Source organism: Enterobacter sp. A103, assembly GCF_034427535.1.
Taxonomy (GTDB): Bacteria; Pseudomonadota; Gammaproteobacteria; order Enterobacterales; family Enterobacteriaceae; genus Enterobacter; species Enterobacter asburiae_B.
The window spans coordinates 33151-53004 of sequence record NZ_JAXQPQ010000014.1; the positions used below are offsets into that span (position 1 = coordinate 33151).

13 protein-coding genes and 5 pseudogenes are annotated in these 19854 nt (G+C 54.0%); 11 read left to right on the top strand and 7 right to left on the bottom strand.

All coding sequences use genetic code 11. The annotated features are described in order from the left end of the window. Nucleotides 1-43: 43 nt before the first annotated feature. From traD to SPH27_RS21655, 5 genes are all read left to right on the top strand, one after another. On the top strand, nt 44-2644 hold the full coding sequence (gene traD, locus SPH27_RS21635; protein WP_322435818.1) for a type IV conjugative transfer system coupling protein TraD: 2601 nt from the start codon (nt 44-46) through the stop codon (nt 2642-2644). Continuing rightward, complete coding sequence (gene traI, locus SPH27_RS21640) at nt 2641-8130, top strand: conjugative transfer relaxase/helicase TraI (protein ID WP_322435819.1); 5490 nt, start codon at nt 2641-2643, stop codon at nt 8128-8130. The genes traD and traI overlap by 4 nt, the downstream gene beginning before the upstream one ends. Before the next feature lie 28 nt (nt 8131-8158). Then, nucleotides 8159-8947, top strand: a complete 789-nt coding sequence (locus tag SPH27_RS21645; RefSeq protein WP_322435820.1) for a DsbA family protein — start codon at nt 8159-8161, stop codon at nt 8945-8947. Nucleotides 8948-9527: 580 nt separating this feature from the next. Then, nucleotides 9528-10541: a plasmid replication initiator RepA gene (repA, locus tag SPH27_RS21650; protein ID WP_322435821.1), complete on the top strand. Its 1014-nt coding sequence runs from the start codon at nt 9528-9530 to the stop codon at nt 10539-10541. 889 nt (nt 10542-11430) lie between these two features. Then, entirely contained in the window at nt 11431-12234 is an 804-nt protein-coding gene (locus SPH27_RS21655) for a DUF4225 domain-containing protein (protein ID WP_154878200.1), read from the top strand. Here the strand turns inward: SPH27_RS21655 and SPH27_RS21660 are convergent. The 3 genes from SPH27_RS21660 to SPH27_RS21670 all read right to left on the bottom strand — a co-directional run bounded on the left by SPH27_RS21660 (nt 12212) and on the right by SPH27_RS21670 (nt 14211). Further along, entirely contained in the window at nt 12212-12535 is a 324-nt protein-coding gene (locus SPH27_RS21660) for a hypothetical protein (RefSeq protein WP_322435822.1), read from the bottom strand. The two genes, SPH27_RS21655 and SPH27_RS21660, sit on opposite strands and share 23 nt — an antisense overlap. Before the next feature lie 14 nt (nt 12536-12549). Next, on the bottom strand, nt 12550-13320 hold the full coding sequence (locus SPH27_RS21665; protein ID WP_322435823.1) for a TraX family protein: 771 nt from the start codon (nt 13318-13320) through the stop codon (nt 12550-12552). A gap of 372 nt (nt 13321-13692) precedes the next feature. Then, nucleotides 13693-14211 (bottom strand): hypothetical protein, encoded by a 519-nt coding sequence (locus SPH27_RS21670; protein WP_322435824.1) that lies wholly within the window; start codon nt 14209-14211, stop codon nt 13693-13695. Between the two features lie 141 nt (nt 14212-14352). On the opposite strand from SPH27_RS21670, the gene SPH27_RS21675 reads away from it, so the two are divergent. From SPH27_RS21675 to SPH27_RS21685, 3 genes are read left to right on the top strand one after another with little or no spacing between them, the layout of a single operon-like run. After that, on the top strand, nt 14353-14613 hold the full coding sequence (locus SPH27_RS21675; protein ID WP_322435825.1) for a type II toxin-antitoxin system ParD family antitoxin: 261 nt from the start codon (nt 14353-14355) through the stop codon (nt 14611-14613). Then, a complete protein-coding gene (locus tag SPH27_RS21680; protein ID WP_322435826.1) occupies nt 14600-14776 on the top strand; it encodes a type II toxin-antitoxin system RelE/ParE family toxin in 177 nt (58 codons plus the stop codon). Before SPH27_RS21675 ends, SPH27_RS21680 begins: the two co-directional genes overlap by 14 nt. 16 nt (nt 14777-14792) lie before the next feature. Then, entirely contained in the window at nt 14793-15158 is a 366-nt protein-coding gene (locus SPH27_RS21685) for a molecular chaperone (protein WP_322435827.1), read from the top strand. Nucleotides 15159-15173: 15 nt separating this feature from the next. On the opposite strand, the gene SPH27_RS21690 is transcribed toward SPH27_RS21685, so the two are convergent. The 3 genes and pseudogenes from SPH27_RS21690 to SPH27_RS21700 form a co-directional block, all read right to left on the bottom strand. Next, nucleotides 15174-16288, bottom strand: a protein-coding gene (locus SPH27_RS21690; RefSeq protein ID WP_416208287.1) for an IS3 family transposase whose coding sequence is annotated in 2 segments (ribosomal slippage) — nt 15174-16075 and nt 16075-16288 — 1116 coding nt in all. Because the reading frame shifts where the segments join, the coding sequence is not laid out codon by codon here. Nucleotides 16289-16499: 211 nt separating this feature from the next. Next, nucleotides 16500-16628, bottom strand: a pseudogene (locus SPH27_RS21695) (Bor/Iss family lipoprotein); the annotation flags it as partial. A 32-nt stretch (nt 16629-16660) separates the two neighbouring features. Beyond that, a pseudogene (locus tag SPH27_RS21700) lies at nt 16661-17783 on the bottom strand (IS3 family transposase). A gap of 472 nt (nt 17784-18255) precedes the next feature. On the opposite strand from SPH27_RS21700, the gene SPH27_RS21705 reads away from it, so the two are divergent. From SPH27_RS21705 to SPH27_RS21715, 3 genes and pseudogenes are all read left to right on the top strand, one after another. Then, nucleotides 18256-18687 carry a cupin domain-containing protein gene (locus SPH27_RS21705; RefSeq protein WP_322435828.1) on the top strand — a complete coding sequence of 144 codons (432 nt, stop codon included), beginning with the start codon at nt 18256-18258 and terminating at the stop codon, nt 18685-18687. A 116-nt stretch (nt 18688-18803) separates the two neighbouring features. Continuing rightward, nucleotides 18804-18977: pseudogene (locus SPH27_RS21710) on the top strand (IS481 family transposase); the annotation flags it as partial. Then, a pseudogene (locus SPH27_RS21715) lies at nt 18931-19138 on the top strand (AAA family ATPase); the annotation flags it as partial. The pseudogenes SPH27_RS21710 and SPH27_RS21715, both read left to right, overlap by 47 nt. On the opposite strand, the pseudogene SPH27_RS21720 reads toward SPH27_RS21715, so the two are convergent. Then, a pseudogene (locus tag SPH27_RS21720) lies at nt 19139-19512 on the bottom strand (Rpn family recombination-promoting nuclease/putative transposase); the annotation flags it as partial. It lies immediately after the preceding pseudogene. Between the last annotated feature and the right edge of the window lie 342 nt (nt 19513-19854).

Genomic DNA, 19854 nt, shown 5'->3' on the forward strand with positions numbered 1-19854 from the left:
ACATCACCGCGCAGGTGATGCGATAACGGCTGGACAACACTCTATGAGTTTCGCAGGAAAAAATCTCACCCAGGGCGGGCAGATGACCGCCTACCGCTGGCGCATGTTCATTCAGGTGAACAACTGGATAGGATTCTGGATCTTCATCCTGTTCGCCGTACTGACTACCGCCATCTTTCTCTGGCGAATCCCTCAGGAAGCCCTGGATAACGGTTCCCTGTGGTGGTTTGCCAGTATCAACAGCAGCTTTATCGACCTGATGCCGGCATCGGGAACGCCAAAAATCTACGACGTTCACTACTGGTATGCGCCTACCGCGACGGCAATGGTGCTGAAAATGACCCTGCCGCAGATCTATACCGACCTGTACATGCAGGAGATGGGCAACCAGTGCCTGACTGAGCTGCAGTGGGCGGCCGGTGCCAGCGGGTTGTTCAGTATGGTGGTGTTTATGGCCGTGACATGGTTTATCGCCAAAATCGGTCGAAAGGAAAGTGAAGACGAATATATTTCCGGGATGCAGCTGACTGATAAGCCAGCTGAAGTGAACAAGCTCCTGCGTAAAAACGGTGAGTTCTCTGACCTGCGCGTGGGTGATCTGCATATGGTCAGGATGGCGGAGGTACTCAATTTCCTGATGCATGGCACTATCGGGGTGGGGAAATCGACGCTGATACGCTGGTTACTCGACTTCATCCGAAAACGTGGTGACCGGGCCATCATCTACGACTCCGGATGTACCTTCACAGAAACCCACTATAACCCGTCTACCGATATCATCCTTAACGCCCACGACGAACGCTGTGCTAACTGGCAGATGTGGGGGGAGTGCGTTGACGCGGTCGATTACGACAACCTGGCCGCCAGCCTCATTCCGGTTGAGGGGGAGTCCGATCCGTTCTGGGTATCCAGTTCGCGAACTATTTATGCCGACCTTGCAATTCGTATGTCGACGGACCCGGAACGCAGCATTGAGAAGTTCCTCAAAACCCTGCTGTCCCTCAGCATGAAAAATCTGCGTGACTATCTGGTCAACACGCCATCAGCCAACCTGGTTGAGGAGAAGATCGAGAAAACGGCCATTTCCATTCGCTCAGTGGTAACCAACTACGCCAAAGCCCTTCGCTATCTGCAGGGGCTGGATGACGGAACGAAGCCGCCGTTCACCATTAGAGAGTGGATGACGCAGGAACGCTATGACAGCAGCTGGCTGTTTATTTCAACACAGGCCCGTCACCGCAAGAGTGTACGCCCTCTGATCTCGCTGTGGGTATCTCTGGCCACGCTGATGCTGCAGAGCATGGGGGAGAATAGCGACCGCCGCGTATGGTTCATTATCGATGAAGCCCCCAGCCTGCAGCGCATCCCCGAGCTGGCTGAGACGCTTGCCGAGGCGCGTAAGTTTGGCGGCTGTTTCGTGCTGGGGATGCAGAACATGGCGCAGCTGGTTCACGTCTATGGCCGCGAGCTGGCCAAAAGCATCTTCGACCTGTTGAACACCCGAATGTACGGTCGTTCACCGAGTGCGGAGATGGCCGAAGTGGTGGAAAAGGAACTGGGCAACCAGCGTAAGCGCAAGATCCGTGAGCAGAACAGCTACGGTCTGGACCAGGTGCGTGACGGTGTGTCTCTCGGTAAAGACGAGGTCAATAACCCGATTGTCGACTACGAGCAGATCATGCGTCTGCCAAACCTCAACTTTTATGTGCGCCTCCCGGGTGAGTATCCGGTCGTCCGTCTGAAGCTGAAGTATCGCGCGCCGAAGAAGCGTCAGGCTGGCCTGATCGAGCGCAATATCCGCGATGCGCTCAGTCCGGAGCTGGAGAAGGTTATTAAGGCGAATGAGCGCGCAGCGGCTGCTGCAGGTCTGACGTTCCCGACCGGCGATGAAGTGCTGGAGAAGGGGAGCGAGACATCCTCTGCAGATGACGGTCCTGCTCCGGTTTCGTCTGCAGGGGCATCCGGCTCGCCGGCAACACCGGCCGTCGAAAAAGTGGCGCGTACTCCGGCGGAAGAAAATAAACCTTCGCGCAGCGCTGCACCTGAGCGGAAGCCGGTGCCAGCCAGGGAACCCGTCACATCCCGGGCAGAACCAGTGGTTCAGCAAGAAGTCACTGAGAACAACAATCCGGTGACAGACCCTGTCACCGAAGACAAAAAAGATAACGTGGTTTCTCTGCGTATTGTCAGGCCGGCTAAAAGCACCTCTCAAACGCCGGACAAAGCACCGATCTTATCCGAGGTATCCGGTAGCAAATCTGTGGCTGGCTCCGGGCAACCGATGCCGGATGCCCTCAAAGCCTTGCGAAACCGTCACCACATACCTGAACCGCCCGTCGCCTCACCTCTAAGCATGCTGCAGAGGGCACGCCAGCGCCCGGCCTCTTCGGAAAGCGATCCGCAGACAGAGGAAAACGGCGGTGAGTCCATGAACCTCGACATGAAGGTAACGGCACTGCCTGACGGCGGCCTGAGTCTGACGACGGCTGGGAAGTCAGTGACACCGCAATCCCCGGATGAACCCCACAGCACCCACCGGCAGCTGGCGCAGGAAGAAGAGAACATTTTACTTCACCGTCACGCGGACGACCCGGGTTACGACGAAAACGACCATCACTATTACGACAGAGAGCCTGAATTATGATGTCAGTCGCCCCAGTAGCGTCAGCCGGCGAGGCTGCAGACTACTACAGCAATTCCGATAACTACTATTTTCTGGGCAGCCTGCAGAGCCTCTGGATGGGGGAAGGTGCAAAAGAGCTGGGCCTTGAGGGCAATGTCCGTGGCGATGATCTGACGGCCGTGCTCGAGGGACGTCTGCCGGACGGCTCACGGCTTGGCAAGGAGGTTAACGGACAGCACGTCCACCGACCCGGCCATGACCTGACTTTTTCCGCCCCCAAAAGCGTGTCCATTCTGGCACTCATCGGCAACGATAAAGAAATGGTGGAAGCACATAACCATGCCGTCCGCGTGGCGGCTGGCTATGTGGAGAAGCTCATCTCGGCCCGCGACACGAAAGACGGCGTTACGTCCATCGTACACACCGGCAAGATGGTGGCGGCCGCCTATACGCATGATACCTCGCGCAATCTTGATCCGCAGCTGCACACCCATCTCCTGATTGCCAACATGACGGAGTATGCGGGCAAATGGAAAGCTCTGGCCACGGACTATATCCATAACGCCGGCTTTATCGAAACCGTCATGAAGCACCAGGTCACCCTCGGGAAAATCTATCGCAGTGCGCTGCGCGAGCGGGTTGAAGCGCTCGGCCATGAAGTGGAAGAAGTAGGCAAGCATGGGATGTGGGAGATCAAGGGCGTTCCGGAAGAAGTCAGGGACGAATATTCATCACGGGGCCGGGAAATTCAGGGGGCCGTGGGGGCTGAAGCCACGCTGCGCAGCCGGGATGTGGCCGCCAAAGACACCCGCAGGGCGAAAGTTGACCCTTCACGGATGCGCCTGATGGAGCGCTGGCTGGGCCAGATGAAGGAGAAGGGATTTGACCTGAAGGCGTATCAGGAGAGCGTGGTGCCGCGTGATGCAGGTCTTCGTGAGACTGCGCCTCAGCCGGAGCGAGGTCACCAGGCTAAGCCGGTTCCTGCCGGGCCTGAACAGGCTTCTCTGCAGACGTCGTCCACGGCAGAAAAGAGCGTCGACACACCTGCTCAACCCGCAGAACGGGAGAGCCTGTCCCGTCAGCCAGTACCACAACAAACTGACACGCTGAGTCAGCCGGCACAGACTGGTCCCGAAAAGACGCCGGCGACCAGGCGCTTACCTGCCGCGCAGCCGGACACTGAAATACCCCGCCCGGAACTGACTGAGGCTGTCCGGCTGGCCATCTCGCAGCTCAGCGACAGTAAAACGCGCTTCACCTTTGGCGAGCTGATGATGACCACCGCTGAGCTGAGCGAACAGCTGCCGGAAATTCAGGAAATTCGTGTGGCCATCGATGCGGCGCTGAAGGACGGCATGATTGTGCCGCTGGACAGTGAGAAAGGGGTCTTCACCTCCCGTATTCACCTGCTGGATGAACTCTCGATCCAGGCGCTGAGTCAGGAGCATCTCAAATCCACAAAAGTCGTCAGTTTCACCCGCCCGGCGCAGTACGCGCCGGCGGCGCTTGAAGTTGTGGAGAAGGACGCCCTGGTGCTGATGAATGCCCCGTCAGGCGTGGCGGGCATCCGTGACCTGACCGCGCAGCTGGCCGGTATTGCCGGCGCGAATGGTCGTGATGTGCAGGTGCTGGCCAGCTCTGCCGAGCGCGCCATTTCGCTGGCAAAATCCGACGATTTGCGTGAACGGATTATCAGCCGGCAGCATGTTCTGAGCGGTGATTTCCACCTTAAACCCCAGAGCACGCTGATTATCGAAGGGGCAGAGCGTCTGGGGCTAAAGGAGACCCTGGTTCTGCTGGGCGAAGCGCGCGCGCAGGACGCACAGCTGGTCTTTCTCGACAGTGCCGGACGGCAGGCGAACGGTAACGCCATGTCCGTGCTGGAGTCCGCGGGGGTTGCCCGCTCACGCCGCACTGAGCCGGCTCCCGGGCTGGAGGCCGAAGTGGTCAGTATTCCGAACAAACGCGACCGTTACGAGGCGCTGGCCAACCGGTATGCAGAACTGAGCGGAGGCAGTGAAAACGTCACCGCCGTCGTGGTCGGCAAACGTGAACAGGCACAGCTGACGGGCCTGGTACGTGAGGCGCTGCAGAACGCAGGGCAGCTGGGGCGCGACGGCGTGGAGATAGAGGCCCGGCAGCCGGTGTGGCTCGACAGCAAAACGCGCCGCATGCCAGGTTCGTACCGTCCCGGCATGGTGCTTGAAGATCGCACGGACGCAAAAGAGCGTAAGTCCTATGTGATTGACCGGGTGCATGAGGACACGCGAGTCCTCTCGCTCATCGACGGTGACGGCGTGCTGACCCGGATGAAAATCGGGGATATCAGCGCTGACTGGCGTCTCTTCAGCCGTGAAACCCTCAGCGTGGCCACCGGCGAAAAACTGCTGTCCGTGGCGGGCGACCGCGAGCACAGCCTGAAGGCCAAAGATCGTCTTGAGGTGACCGGGATAAGTGAAAAGGGGATTGAGGTTAAACGGGGGGAAGACACCCTGACGCTGCCAAAAGACCAGCCGCTCTATCTGTCACATGCTTACGTGAGCGCGCCGGGCGGACGGGATAACGACACCGGCGTGGTGCTGGCCGCGCTCAACAGCCGCGACATTTCGACCCAGACCATGAACTCGCTGGCACAGAGTGGCCACCGGGCGGAAGTGTTCACCGCCGAAGTGCAGGACCGGGCTGAAGCCCGGCTGCAGCGCATGAAGACCAATGCCTCTCCCGTGCAACTGGTCAGAAACCTGAGCGGTCACCAGGACGTCAGTCAGGCGGTTGATTCACTGCATCACAGCGTCCGGACGGACGCGGGTCTGGCCGTGTGGCGTGCCATTAACGACCAGCGCACCGTGGCGATCAGCGAGCTTAAGCTGGCGACGGAAGCGCAGAAATATCATCCCGACCTCGAAGCCATCGGGAATGAAATTGGCGCGATGATTAAAAATGGCGAGCTGTTGTCCGTATCCGCAGGGGGAGAGCCGGTACTGGTGTCCCGGTCCACCTGGGAGATGGAGAAAGCCATTCTGCGCGTGGTGGAGGAAGGGAAAGGTACGCAGCAGCCGTTGCTGGAACAGGTACCGGAGGCCGTGCTGAACGGACTCACCGATGGCCAGAAAAAGGCGACCACCCTGGTGCTGGGTACCACCGATCAGTTTATCGGGATTCAGGGCTATGCCGGCGTGGGGAAAACCACGCAGCTGAAGGCGGTGATATCTGCACTGGAGACCCTGCCGGCGGACGTTCGTCCGGTGATGACGGGGCTTGCTCCTACGCACCAGGCGGTGAAAGAAATGAGCGACGTCGGTGTACGGGCGCAGACCATCAAATCTTTTGTCGTTGAGCATGACCAGGTGACGGCCGCAGGCGGGAAACCTGACTATAAAGGCCAGGTGTTTCTTATCGATGAATCATCAATGGCAGGCAACCAGGATACGGCGGCGCTGTTCCAGGCCATTGCCAGCGGCGGTGGTCGCGCGGTCTCGATGGGGGATATCGACCAGTTTGAAGCGGTCGACGTGGGCGCGCCCTTTAAGCTGATGCAGGAGCGCAGCCCGATGGATGTGGCCATCATGAAGCAAATCGTCCGCCAGAAAGACCTGCAGCTGCGCGGCGCCGTTCACGACATCATCGATAACCGTATCGATGCGGCCCTGCAGCGCATTGAAACCCAGCCGGCTGACCGTGTGGCGCGTAGCGCTTCAGCCGCGCTTCCGGAAAGTGCGATTCAGGAAACGGAGACGCCTGTTAGCGACATCGTGGCTGACTGGAAGGACCGGACACCGGAGGCGCGGTCCCGTACGCTCATCATTGCGCAGCTGAACGCCGACCGTAAGGCGATAAATGCCGGCATTCATGCCACGCTGGCTGAGCGGGGAGAACTGGGAGAGAAGGCTATTAAGGTGCCTGTGCTCGATAAAATCACCCATACGCGCCATGCGTTCAATAAAACAGAGGCCTGGGAAGCAGGGATGGTGGTTAAACGCGGTGACCGCTACCAGGATGTGGTGGCCGTTGACCGTAACGGCAGAACGGTGACGGTACGTGATGAGGAAGGGAAAATTGCTCTGGTTTCACCGAAGGAGCTGATCACCGGTGACGTGCAGCTGTTTCGCCGCAGCGAGATGGAAGTCCGTTCCGGCGATCTGCTTAAGTTCACGGCGACCGATCGCGAACAGGGGCAGATGGCCAACCAGCGCTATACGGTGGAGTCGGTCAGCGAGGCGGGGAATATCCGTCTGAAGGGGGAGAACGGTCGCGTCACAATCAATCCGGAGAAGGTCCGGGCGCAGCAGCATATCGACTACGGCTGGGCCGTCACCGGCTACGGTGCACAGGGGGCCAGTAGCGATTATGTCATTGCGCTTGAGGGCACGAAAGACGGGCGTAAGGCACTGGCTTCCCGTCGTGCCTTCTACATTTCAACTTCCCGCGTCAAGGAGCACGTCCAGATTTACACCGACATGAAAGCGGACTGGGTTAAGGCGATAAAAACACCGGAGCGTGATATCAAAACGGCGCACGATGCGCTGGCACCGGAAACGCAGCGCAAACAGGCGAAAGCCATCTGGGCAATGGGGCAGCCGGTGAATAAAACGGCCATCGGTCGCGCCTGGGTGCGCCATCAGGGCATGCAGGATGCGTCACTGACGGCAAAAATCATCCCGGCCACCCGGCGCTTTCCTGAACCGGCGCTGGCACTGCCGGTGTATGACAACAACGGCAGGAGTGCGGGCCTGGCCCTGGTTTCCCTGGTTGCCAGCCCGGAAGGACGGATGACGCAGGGGGAGACACGAATGGTTATGACAGAGCGTGCCCGTGGCGCCGTGCTGCAGCGGAGTCAGTCCGGAAACACGATTGTGGCCAGCGACCTGACGGCCGCACTCGATGCAGTACGAAATCATCCAAAGGACGGCGTGGTCTGGCAGACGGGCAATGAGCCACTCTCGACACATCTGTTAAAAGTCAGTGGCGGAATTATCAGGGCAGAGAAAGAAGGACTCGCTCAGCAAGTTATCGCCAAAGAAAGTGAAATTGTACTCCCCGCAAAATCCGTGTTGCCTGAATCCCAGGCGGGAACTGCTGATCTTAAGGCTGCACTGGCACAGGAAGAAGAAAGACGGCAGCAAGATGCACCAGGTATCAGTAAGGCATTGATACAGGAGAATGCTACTAAAGATGAGCAGGAAAAATACTCGCTTCCGGTTGAGGATACCGTGCGCATCAGGCCTGAAATGATCGCTGAAAATGAGAGCACAGAGCCACATAAACCCGAAAGCTGGATAGTGAAACAGATAGCGGACAGTGACAGTAGCATGGCGAAGGAAGCAGGAAGACTGGACGGTCGCGAGAATGTAGCGGACGACCGCGAGCAACATACGGCGTTACGTATGGGCAGACAACTGGCCAACAGTGAGAGCGATATCGTCCGTCAGCCAGACAGTAGTGAACGCGGCCGTATGCCGGAGCGTGAAGAACAGACCCTCACCAGAACTATTCAGAAAGAACGTTAATCCCCCTTTTAACCATGAGAATCAGACAATGAAAGCAAAAAAATTAGCCGCATTAATAGTTACAACATACATTGGCTATATTTCAACGGCACACGCTTCGGCACCTCAGCCGGTGTTCAGCCCGGAGCAGGAGGCTCGTATCGGCGAAATCGCTGCCAACTATCTGGTATCTCACCCGGAGATTCTGGTGACCGTCAGTAATAAGCTGCAGGAACAGCAGGAGGCACGTAAGCAGAAGATGTTTGCACTCAACGTGATGGAGAATCAGGCGAACCTTCTGCATGATCCGGACACCCCGGCTTACGGGCCTGATAATGCAAAGGTCGCGGTGATTGAATTCTTTGATTACCAGTGCGTGTTCTGCAGCCGCTTCGTGCCGGAGCTGGAGAAGGTCATGAAAGCGCAGCCGGACGTCCGCTACCTCTTTAAGGAGTGGCCAATATTTGGTGGTCGCTGGGAAGCTTCACTTCAGGCTGCACAGCAGGGGCTGACGGTCTGGCAACAGAAAGGGCCTCAGGCCTATGTCACCTATCACAATGCCATCTACGCCACCGGCCATAATGAAGGCAAGCTGACGGCAGAGGATATACTCGCGGCAGCGTCAAAGGCAGGGCTGGCCGCCTCTGTGCCGGGCGACCATACCGCGTCCCTTGAGAAAAACAGTAACCTGGCAGAGGAACTGGGACTCACCGGAACGCCGGGGATCATCGTCATGCCCGTTAGCGGGGCGACTCCCGACACCATCACGGTGTTCCCGGAAGCCGTAACCGCTGAAAGACTTCAGGCAGCAATCCGGAAAGCCACCAAAGTGAAATGATCCTCAGTCCGAAGAACGTCTCCCGCCAGAGACTGTTTTTCATGTTCCGCGCGTAAATGCCATCTTCCCGTTCCGTTCTCCTGCGCTTCCTCGATCAGGCCTGCCGGCCTGATACTGCGGCGAGCGCTGCCGGTTATAGTCCCTTAAGGACAATTAGCATGCAAACTATGGACGGTTATCTGGTCTAACATCTGGAAAAATTACTGACGAGAAGGTAGTATTCGGATCGTCAGCGATCGTCTTGTGGTGGGACAGATTGTTGATTCAGATTACTTTTGTGACCTAACTCAAACTGACGGTTTGACAGCTTTGTGGTGAGGCTGACGGGTGGCAGAAGATGGTTTTACGGAAGAAATGCGGACTTCCGGAAACAAACAGGGACAGGACGTGTCCAGTAAAACGTTCAGGAGCAGGTAACGGGATTTCCCGGAGCCTGAATGCACAAACCCCCCGAAATCTGTCATCAACTTGGCGGAAGAGTCAGATATCAGGGGGTCCAAAAGCAGGCGCGTTGCCTGTGAAGGATTATAACGCATGCACCATAGAAAACAACACCCGGCCGCCATAAGAACAGGCCGCCGTGAATGACAATCAGATTTCTGTTCACTGGTCAGATCTACCGAAAGATGAGCTAACCCGTTTCTGGCAGGATGTCGATGCCGGCACTCAGGGTAATTTCCTCATTGCACCAGTCAAAAAACTCACCCGCCGCAAACGCGGTGAGCATTCCACAAAAGCCAAGTGTGAGAACCCGGCCTGGTATCGCCCGGAGCATTATAAAAAGCTCTCCGGACAGCTCGGTCATGCCTACAATCGCCTGGTGAAAAAAGATAAAGAAACCGGACAGGTCAGCCTGCGCATGCATGTTTCTCGTCACCCTCTCTATGTCGCCGGCCGCCGTAAGGCGGGGCGTAAATATGGCTTCCGTCCGGAACGTCAGCGCCTGCTCGATGCGCTCTGGCCAGTGCTCATCAGCTTCTGTGATGCCGGCAAGCATACCGTCGGCATGTGTATCTCCCGTCTTGCAAAAGAGCTCAGTGCAAAGGATGCAAAAGGTAATGTCATTTCTGAAACGGAGGTGACGGTGTCACGCCTTTCACGGCTTATTGAGGAACAGGTACGGTTTGGTGTTCTGGGTCTCGCGGAAGAACGCGCCTGGGATCGTGAATCCCGCACCTGGCTGCCAACGTATGTCTATATCACTCCTGTGGGATTCCAGATGCTGGGCGTCGATATGGACAAGCTGTTTAAAGAGCAGGAGAAGAAGCTCCGTCAGAGCGCCGAGCGTGAGCAGCTGATCCGGGAAGGGGTGATGAGCGAACATGATGATGTTCAGGCCCACTCTGCGCGGAAATGCTGGTCTGGCCGTAAGCGTCAGGAGGCACTCGTTTACCGGCGCAAAAAAGGCGCGGAGCGTAAACGTGCCAACAACCTGATTAAGCTGCCGGCAGATGAACGACTCCATGCAATGTCTGAATGGATTTACCGCACCCTGCCGCCTGACGAAGCGTACTGGAGCACATCTGAGCGCCTGAAGGCGCTGGCCATCCAGCATCTTTACCAGCTGGATCTGGCGCTTTCTCCACCGGATTAGTCACAGACGACACAGCAGTCTTCCTGTTTACAGGCCCCTTGCCGGGGCTTTTCGTGCTGGTTTTTTTCGGCCATTCTGCTCATTTTTCATCCTTCACTCCTTTCTTCTTCCGGTCACCATGACGTTCTGCCGGTCGTTATGGCCCGCAATGGTCACTGTCTCTTTTTTTTTCACAGAAATCCGCAAACGAATAAGTGGAGTAACCCGGAAATGAATAAAAGACATTCCGCAAAACAGTCTTACTTCACCTTTTTTATCTCTCTGTTCATTACATTCCAGAGTAGATCTTTGTCTTCGGCCACTCTGTGGATAACGTAAAATGCCTTCGCATGCAGCGGCCTCACGGCCGCGCGCTCAGAAGGAAATCAAAAGTACCTCCCGTCGCAAGCGCCGGGCCCCGTTCTCGCCAGAACCAGACACCGCATATATACCTGACCCCTGCTAAACCGACGCCGCCCCGGCCTGAAGGGCCGGAACACCCTCGCTTTAAGAGGGATGTTGTAACTAGAAATCAAAGCAGCTGCAGTTAGCGTCGCGGCAAGCCCGCTGTACACGCTCGTAAGCGCCTCACGGCGCTAACGCGGAGATACAGCCCGTCAGCGGCCTCTGGCCTCGACGGGCTCACTCCGACCGCGCACGTCACTACCAGGCGTGGCGGTTCGCGGGTATGGCTTTGCAGGTTAAGGGATGGGACAGGCAGAACCTTTCAAACCGCAGCGGCTTACGCCGGTCACGGCGCCCATCGACTTTCTCTCTCTGTCTGGCTTCAGCTGGCGCCTCCATGCCGCGATGCGGCATCAGTGAGTTCTGCAGGGCAGCGTGCCCTTTTTTTGTTGTCAAAACTCGTTTCGGGAATATGCTTTCAGAAACTGATAAGCGAGGCGATAAAATGGACACGTTGCTTTTACCGGGCCAAAATCCCCGTGCCTGGGCGGAAACCATGATTAACCTTGAGGCCAGGAAACTGGTGAATACGGCCAACACGGTGGCGGCCATGCATCTCCAGGATGGTTTTATCCGGATTCAGTTTGTGGATGAGATCAGGGCATTCATCATGGCCCAGTTTGAGGCCGCGCGTCGGGCGAAAACGGATGATGACTGTATGGCCTGTCTGCGGGCCTTACGGGCTGAAAATACCAGCCTGCTGGAGCAGTCACGATCGCTCAAAACCGGCTATGCAAAACTCTATGCTGAGGTGAAGGTTGTCCGGGACGAGAACAAAATTGTGGGCTACATCATTTCAGCGGTCGACGTCGTGGTGGCCGGTGCGGCTATCTTTGGTGGGATCGTCATGATGTCCTCAATGACACCGGTGGGCGTGGTGGCCGGCGCGGTGATTGTCGTAAATGGCTTAAACACGATTTCACGGGAAGCCGCGCACAACCTCCTCGGTGATAAGCAGACGGAGGGAATATTCGCTGACGGCTCGATGGAGATCGCTGAATTTCTGGGCTTCAGCCGGCAGCAGGGGCTGGGGACGTATAAGGCTGTCACACTCTTCAGCGAAGTCTACGGCGCGTATGGCCTGAGGCTGAAACCCGAAGCACAACGGCTGTGGTACTGGACCAGGCCCGATTTCTTCAGGAAAGTATCCGGCACCCCCCGTCCCGCAATGGCGCTTAAAATTGCGGGATGGGGGGTTAAAGCCAAAGTGGCGCTTGATTTACTGACTATTGAGCCTTCCGGGAAATAGTCTTCTGCAGGCGGAATGCTTTCCAGCCCAGTACAGGAGGGAAGGTCACCCAGGCAATGATCAGGACAACAAGGGAACTCATGCCCCCGGAAAGAATGTGTGTCCGGCTGCCGGCAATGAGGGTGACCAGCATAACCAGAACCAGCGCGACAGTGATCCATACCGACCCCCGGAAGCGCCGTGAGAGCGCATCGATGAGATGCTGCATGGTGCCTCCGCCTGCTGCAAGCCGGCCCTGTAAATTGTCCACTTCGCTCTTGCTGAAACCTGCCTCAAGCAGCTCTTTCTCACTGATAGCCATCACGTCCTCCCTAATCAGGCGAAAGTATACTGTACCAGACCAATAATCCCCAGGTGACCGGCGTAAGCATAATAAAAGAAATTACGCGGCATGAAACGCCTGCGGCCCTCCGGACAGATTTGCCTGCAGAATGAAACCACTGCCAGGGGGAATGCCAGAGTAGGCAGCGTGGCCAGTAATAATGTTTCTTCGGGCATATCCAAGAGATGCGATAACCCGTTTAAACAAATCAGTGACAGCACGGCAGTGATGGCCGCCAGACGCTGCACTTCGGGGTTTTCGTTGCCAGAAACGGTTGCCATACTGATGGCCAGCGTTATTCCTGCCAGCCCGTAGCTTGCCGGCTGCAGTGGCCAAATCATGAGGGCCAGGAGCAGATATCCCGCAAACATTCCTTTCAGGCCGTGCTGGTACTGCAGGGCAATCAGCTGCGTGACGCCTGCGAACACGAACAGAATGTTCAGGGCCCACCAGGGCTGGTGATGCCAGAAGGCCAGGCTGAACCCCGGCTGCGTTATGACTGCCCAGATCCACAGGCGATTGGCTCTCTTCTGCAGTCGTTCCGGGGGGCGCTGTACGTTCATCGCCCATATAAGCGTGAACAGGGGGAAGGCCATCCGGCCAAGCGCATACATCACCGGCCAGGCTGGCGACAGAAACACCGTATTGGTGTGGTCGATAATCATGGCCAGAAGTGCGAGAAGCTTGACCATATCGAGAGCAGCGGGACTGAGCTGGCTGGCGTTCCGGATAGTGGGAAGAACGTCGGGTACTGAACGATTCATGCTGTAGATTCCCCTGGCGACACGCGGTTAACAGCCAGCCCTGAACAAAATGCCAGAATGCCCTGCCGGTTTGCGTTGTGACCCTGATCTTTAGTTTCTCCAGAATCTTGCGCACTGCAAATTCTGATTTATCACGCAGCACGCGCATTGCACCTGCTACATCCTTATTCTGAATACAGATATTTAAAATATGATAATCGTTCATGACACTCCCTTCCTTACTATATATATCGGCAAATATATTGATATATTTAGATTACGGAGTGTAATTGTGTATTATTTTACCATATTTTTTAGGGCCAATTTTTATAATTATAAAACATGCTGCTGCAAAATAATTTCATATACATCTCAACCAAAACTCGACTATACCTAGCTGATATCCGAAGAGGGAGCAGGATGAAGCTTTGCATAATCTTCTCGAAGCGATTTTGCCGCGGGTTTCCAGGCTTTAGCCCACTCATCATCCATTCTTCCTACACCAACAATCTTCAGTGCGACGGCATAGGGAGTGCGCCCTTGCTGCTTTGAAAGCCACAGGATGTGATCATCAATTCTGTCATCAGGTATATCGTCGATGATGGAATGGATAATATCGAGGTCCTCTGGCAGCCACGGCTTTCCTGTACGGGGAAACACCAGATCCGGTTCGCGCGGTTTCTTTACCTTCTCGTTTTTGGCGATCTGCCTGGCTTCTTTCTCTGCAGAAACGAGTCGTAGTCGCTCCTTAAGCCCACCCAGTGTGGCAACCGTTTTAATTAAATTTTCTCGCTGTTCGCGAGTAATACTTTGCTCATCGCAGATCAGGTCGTTCAGGGTATCGATGAGTGTATCTACTCGATTTTCTGTTAATTTCATTTCCAGCTCTCGCTTAAGGCTATAACTCAGCATTCTATTAGATAACTATCTGGTTTCGCATCCCTGTTGATCTCAAAAACGCAGTCCATAGTCTCTATCACTGAGCATGGAAGCCTGATACGAAAATGATATACTAATGTAAGAACAAATCTTACATTAAGAAACGGAGGGGTTATGGCCCGTACGATGACGGTGGACGTGGGTGAAGAGCTGCGCGAATTTATCGATTCCCTGGTTAAAGCCGGTGATTACCGAATCCAGAGCGAGGTCATGCGTGACGCGCTGCGTCTGCTGCGCGAGAAGCAGGCTGAATCCCGCCTTCAGGAACTGCGCGATCTGCTGGCCGAAGGACTCAGCAGCGGGGAGGCGAAACCATGGAACAAGGATGCATTCCTAAATAACGCCAGGGCCAGGGTGGCAAATGAAAGAGATTGAGTTGACACCGAAAGCAGAAGAGCATCTGGAGGCTATCTGGGATTACAGCTTCAGACAGTTTGGGATTGTTCAGGCGGATGCGTATATCGGACGTATAGCCGCAGTGTTTGACGTTCTGGCCATGCATGATATCGGCACGCATCGCGCAGAGCTGGATAGATGACGGCCATGCAGAGGTTATGCCTGAGAAATTACATGTTCCTTTTGTGCTGACGCCGCCTTTAACCCGCGTTGAAGGTAGGCATGGCCAGACACTCCGAATCACTGCCACACCGAATAACATGCCTGCAGACCGCGAAAGTGTATTCTGGTTAAACGTTCTGGAAATTCCACCGACAAATAAAGACGGTAAAAATCAGCTCATGGTAGCGTTCCGTAACCGGGTTAAATTGTTCTGGCGTCCGGCAGCGTTAAAAAATGGTGCCACTGATGCGCCAGCTAAATTAACCTGGCATGCAGACGGAGAGAATATAATTCTCAGTAACCCGACTGCGTATTATATCTCTTTAACAGGTGTACATCTGGTACAGAGCGGTCACAGCTGAATCGCCACGGATAATCTAGACACTTCCGAGCCGTTGATAATACTGGTTTTCATATTCTGTCGGTGACATCTGATTGCTCGAACCATGCCGATGCTTACTGTTATAAAACATTCCGATATAACCAAAAATATCGCTGCGGGCTTCTTCCCGCGTTCCGTAGAGCCTTTTCTTAATCCGTTCGCGTTTCAGAAGCTGGAAAAAGCTTTCCGCAACCGCGTTGTCATGGCAGTTACCGCGACGGCTCATGCTCCCCTCCAGGCCGTGTGATTTCAGGAACGACTGCCACTCATGGCTTGTGTACTGACTGCCCTGGTCCGAGTGAACCAGCACCTGTTTTTGGGGATTACGCCGCCATACAGCCATCAGCAGTGCGTTCAGGACAATGTCCTTTGTCATCCGGGATTGCATTGACCAGCCGATAATTTTGCGTGAGAACAGGTCAACCACCACGGCAAGATACAGCCAGCCTTCGTGGGTCCTGATGTAGGTTATGTCCGTTACCCAACGCTCATCCGGAGCATCCGGATTGAACTGTCGCTGGAGCCTGTTGGGCGACACGATACTGGCCTCGCCTTTACGTGCCCGCGGACTCCGGTATCCGACCTGAGCCTTTATCCCGACACGTTTCATCAGTCGCCAGACTCTGTTCACTCCGCACTGTTGCCCGCTGTCCCGCAGATCCAGATGGATTTTGCGATAACCATAGACGCATCCCGATTCCAGCCAGAACTGTTTAATCTGTCCTGTCAGTCTCAGCTCTGCCTGATGGCGTTGTGAATGCGGCTGCTGAAGCCAGGCGTAAAAACCACTGGGATGAACATCCAGCACCCGACAGAGCAGGCGAACAGGCCAGCAACAGGTGTTGTCACGGATAAAGGCGTACCTCAGTCGGACAGCTTTGCGAAGTACGCCGCGGCTTTTTTTAATATGTCCCGTTCGTCGGTAACCCGCTTCAGCTCTTTCTGGAGACGGCGGATCTCGGCCGGAGCATCTGACTGTTCATTATGAGTGGAAGAATCCGGACCGTACTTCTTTATCCAGGCGTAAAGGCTGTGGGTGGTGATATCGAGACGTGTTGCAACGCTGGCAACAGAATAACCGCGATCAACAACCTGTTTGACTGCTTCAATTTTAAACTATTCAGGATAACGCTTACCGCTCATGGGCACCTCTCTTTAAGTCATCTTAAATGACTCTGAGGTGTCTGTTAAACCCGTGGTGATTCAGCGACCGTATGTTTGCAGGGCATAGGAAAAACCGAACTCCAACTCTTGTTGTCGGGCATGTTAGAGCTTGGTGCAGGTGAACAGGTCAGCAGAAGTTTGGCTGCTGACCGGACGATTACTTCGCGCAATAAACCCGCGCTTCACGCGGGGTATAAATACCGAAGGTGAAAAATCCCAGCAGGCCATTTACAAAAGTCTGCTGGACTTCAGTACGAACAACTTTTTTAGCATCACCACCACATACCTGTGACCTGCCCCCAGTATTTGATACAACTATCAGTTAGTAATGTCGGTTTGTTTACCTTCACATTTTTCATTTCGCCACCGTGCTGCAAACTCTGATGGCGTCTGATAATTCAGTGCTGAATGTGGACGGCACTCGTTATAATCCTGCCGCCAGTCATTAATCGTTTTCCGGGCATGAAGAATATCGCTGAACCAGTGTTCATTCAGGCACTCATCGCGAAAGCGTCCGTTAAAACTCTCAATAAATCCGTTCTGCGTTGGCTTGCCCGGCGGGATTAAGCGCAACTCAACACCATGCTCAAAGGCCCATTGATCCAGTGCGCGGCAGGTGAATTCCGGCCCTTGGTCAGTTCTTATCGTCGCAGGATAGCCCCGAAACAGTGCAATGCTGTCCAGAATACGCGTGACCTGAACGCCTGAAATCCCGAATGCGATGGTAATTGTCAGGCACTCCTTCGTGAAGCCGTCCACACAGGTCAGGCACTTGATCCTGCGACCGGTGGCGAGCGCGTCCATGACAAAATCCATCGACCAGGTCAGGTTGGGCGCCACCGGGCGGAGCAGTGGCAGACGCTCTGTTGCCAGCCCTTTACGACGTCGTCTACGTTTTACGTCCAGCCCTCTCAGATGATAAAGGCGGTACACGCGCTTGTGATTAACATGAAGGCCTTCACGGCGCAGTAACTGCCAGATGCGGCGGTAGCCAAAACGCCTGCGTTCCAGTGCCAGCTCAGTGATGCGCCCTGATAAATGCGCATCAGTTGCTGGACGCTGAGCCTCATAGCGGCAGGTCGACAGGGACAAACCAGTAAGCCGACAGGCACGACGTTGCGACAGACCGGTCGCATCACACATAAACTCAACGGTTTCCCACTTCTGGTCTGTCGTCAGTACTTTCGCCCCAGAGCCACCTGAAGTGCCTCCTTATCCAGCATGGCTTCGGCAAGCAGCTACTTGAGTCTGGCGTTCTCTTCCTCAAGCGACTTCAGGCGCTTAACCTCGGGCACCTCCATACCGCCATACTTCTTACGGCAGGTATATAAAGGTGGCATCGGAAATGGCGTGCTTGCGGCTGAGCTCACGGGCAGAAACCCCGGCTTCAGCTTCGCTGAAGGATACTGATGATCTGTTCGTCGGAAAAACGCTTCTTCATGGGCATATCCTCATGTGGCTTATGAAGACATTACTAACATCGCGGTGTATTAATCACGGGGAGCAGGTCAGAGCCTCTACAGCTCTTCATGCTCTTTAGCAAAATGGACAAGAACACCATTACGGCGTAAAAACAGTACTGAAGAAGCAAAAGTGATCCTCTCCCCGTTTCAAGGGGGGGGGGGGGACGTTAATCTCACCTGATAACATCAGCAACAATAAAAAATATTCATTTTTACATACAAATTATTACGAATATTATAAATGCATAAAAAAGAATATATTTGAAATATTTTCACTCAGTATCTGTGATGCAAATCAATTTTTCANCGAATATTATAAATGCATAAAAAAGAATATATTTGAAATATTTTCACTCAGTATCTGTGATGCAAATCAATTTTTCACATTGTTTCTTATATAAAGTATTTCCCGCAACATAATTTATAAAATTCCAAAGGGTGAATAAAATTTTGAAAACACAACTCGTGGCAGCACTCCTGTTTGGTGGAATGGTAATGATGATGTCAAACAGGAGTAATGCACAACAAGCCGAAAAAGTATCATCTGAGTTCCTGATGCAAACAAGTACCTCATGGGATGGCGTATCTTATAATTCCTATCCACAAGGAGTTCCTGAGCTGTCGATCTTAAAAATCACAGTTCCTGCTCATACCACTTTTGGATGGCACACTCATCCAATACCTAATGCTGCATATGTGCTGTCGGGACATTTAACGGTAGAAAAACAATCAGACGGTTCGAAAAAAAAAATTTATGCTGGCGAAACGCTTGCTGAGACAGTTGGTACGATACATCGCGGCTTTACTGAAAATGAACCAGTTACTCTCATTGTATTTTACGCAGGAGCAAAAAATTTACCACTAAGCAATCCGGTTAAATAAAAACCTTAAAGGGAACTACAATGAAAAAATAATAGTTTATAAGACCTACCCTGCCGCTCAATGGCAGGGTTTCGATCATTAAGGGGTCAGTTTGGATATCGAAAATTATTGTACTATACCGCTTTCCCACCGTTATTGCGGCAACACTGGCAATTGCCGACGATCTGTCCATACCGCTGGCCAGAATGCCGGATGAAGACTGGGCCTTTATCGACAGTATTCTGGCTGAGACGCTAAACCGTAGTGAAGTTCTCGCCCGCATCAGAGACTATTTCCTTAACAGACAATAAGGAGAAGACCATGCTGGTTGAAGTGATGGAGCATTATGGGCTGACACAGTCTATTGAACAGGCAGGGTATTATGTAACAGCTCACCATAAGCAGCTGATGAAAGATATTAAAGGGGCTATACGCGAAGGACGACTGATAGGCCGTCTATGGCGTGGTCGGTATAGAACAGCACAGGTATCACCAGTGGCAAATTTTTTTATGACCAGCTTCCAGATGGCGCTGCATGGCAGCCACCGCATAATGGATAAGGCGAAAGGCCATATGTCTGTCTGGCGTTGACTGGAGCTCAATCAGGATATGTATGTAACCGTCACCAGCAGTAGTTTTAAGGCTGTAGAGTACGTCGCTGAAATACTAGCGGAGATCATCCTCAACAAACGAACCGGATTCAAGTTTCAGTGTGCTGAGATCGCAGATGGCACGCAACTCTGCCGACAGATGCAACTCCATAAAATCACATGCAATGTCCGGCTGAGTCAGAAACTGCCGGAATGTGGCGTCGTGGGGAGTTGGTGTAGTATTTTTCTTTTTCATCAGTCCATGCTCTGAAAAATGACTCGTTCATAGTATCACAGACAAAAAATGCTAACATTGGCGGAGAATGGAATTGCAATTCCTTCAGGGGACAGTGCCGGGGTGGTTCTGTCCCCTTTTTCCTTTCAAATCGCTACGGGTTGAGTCATTTAAGATGGCTTAAAGAGAGGTGCCCATGAGTGGTAAGCATTATCCCGAAGAGTTTAAAATTGAAGCAGTCTGATCATACCCATCAATAGTGGACACGCGGCTAAGTGAGTAAACTCTCAACCAGAGGTAGCTCACATGACAAAACCAGCATCAACTATCAAAAAGATCCGCAAGCAGCACACTCCTGAATTT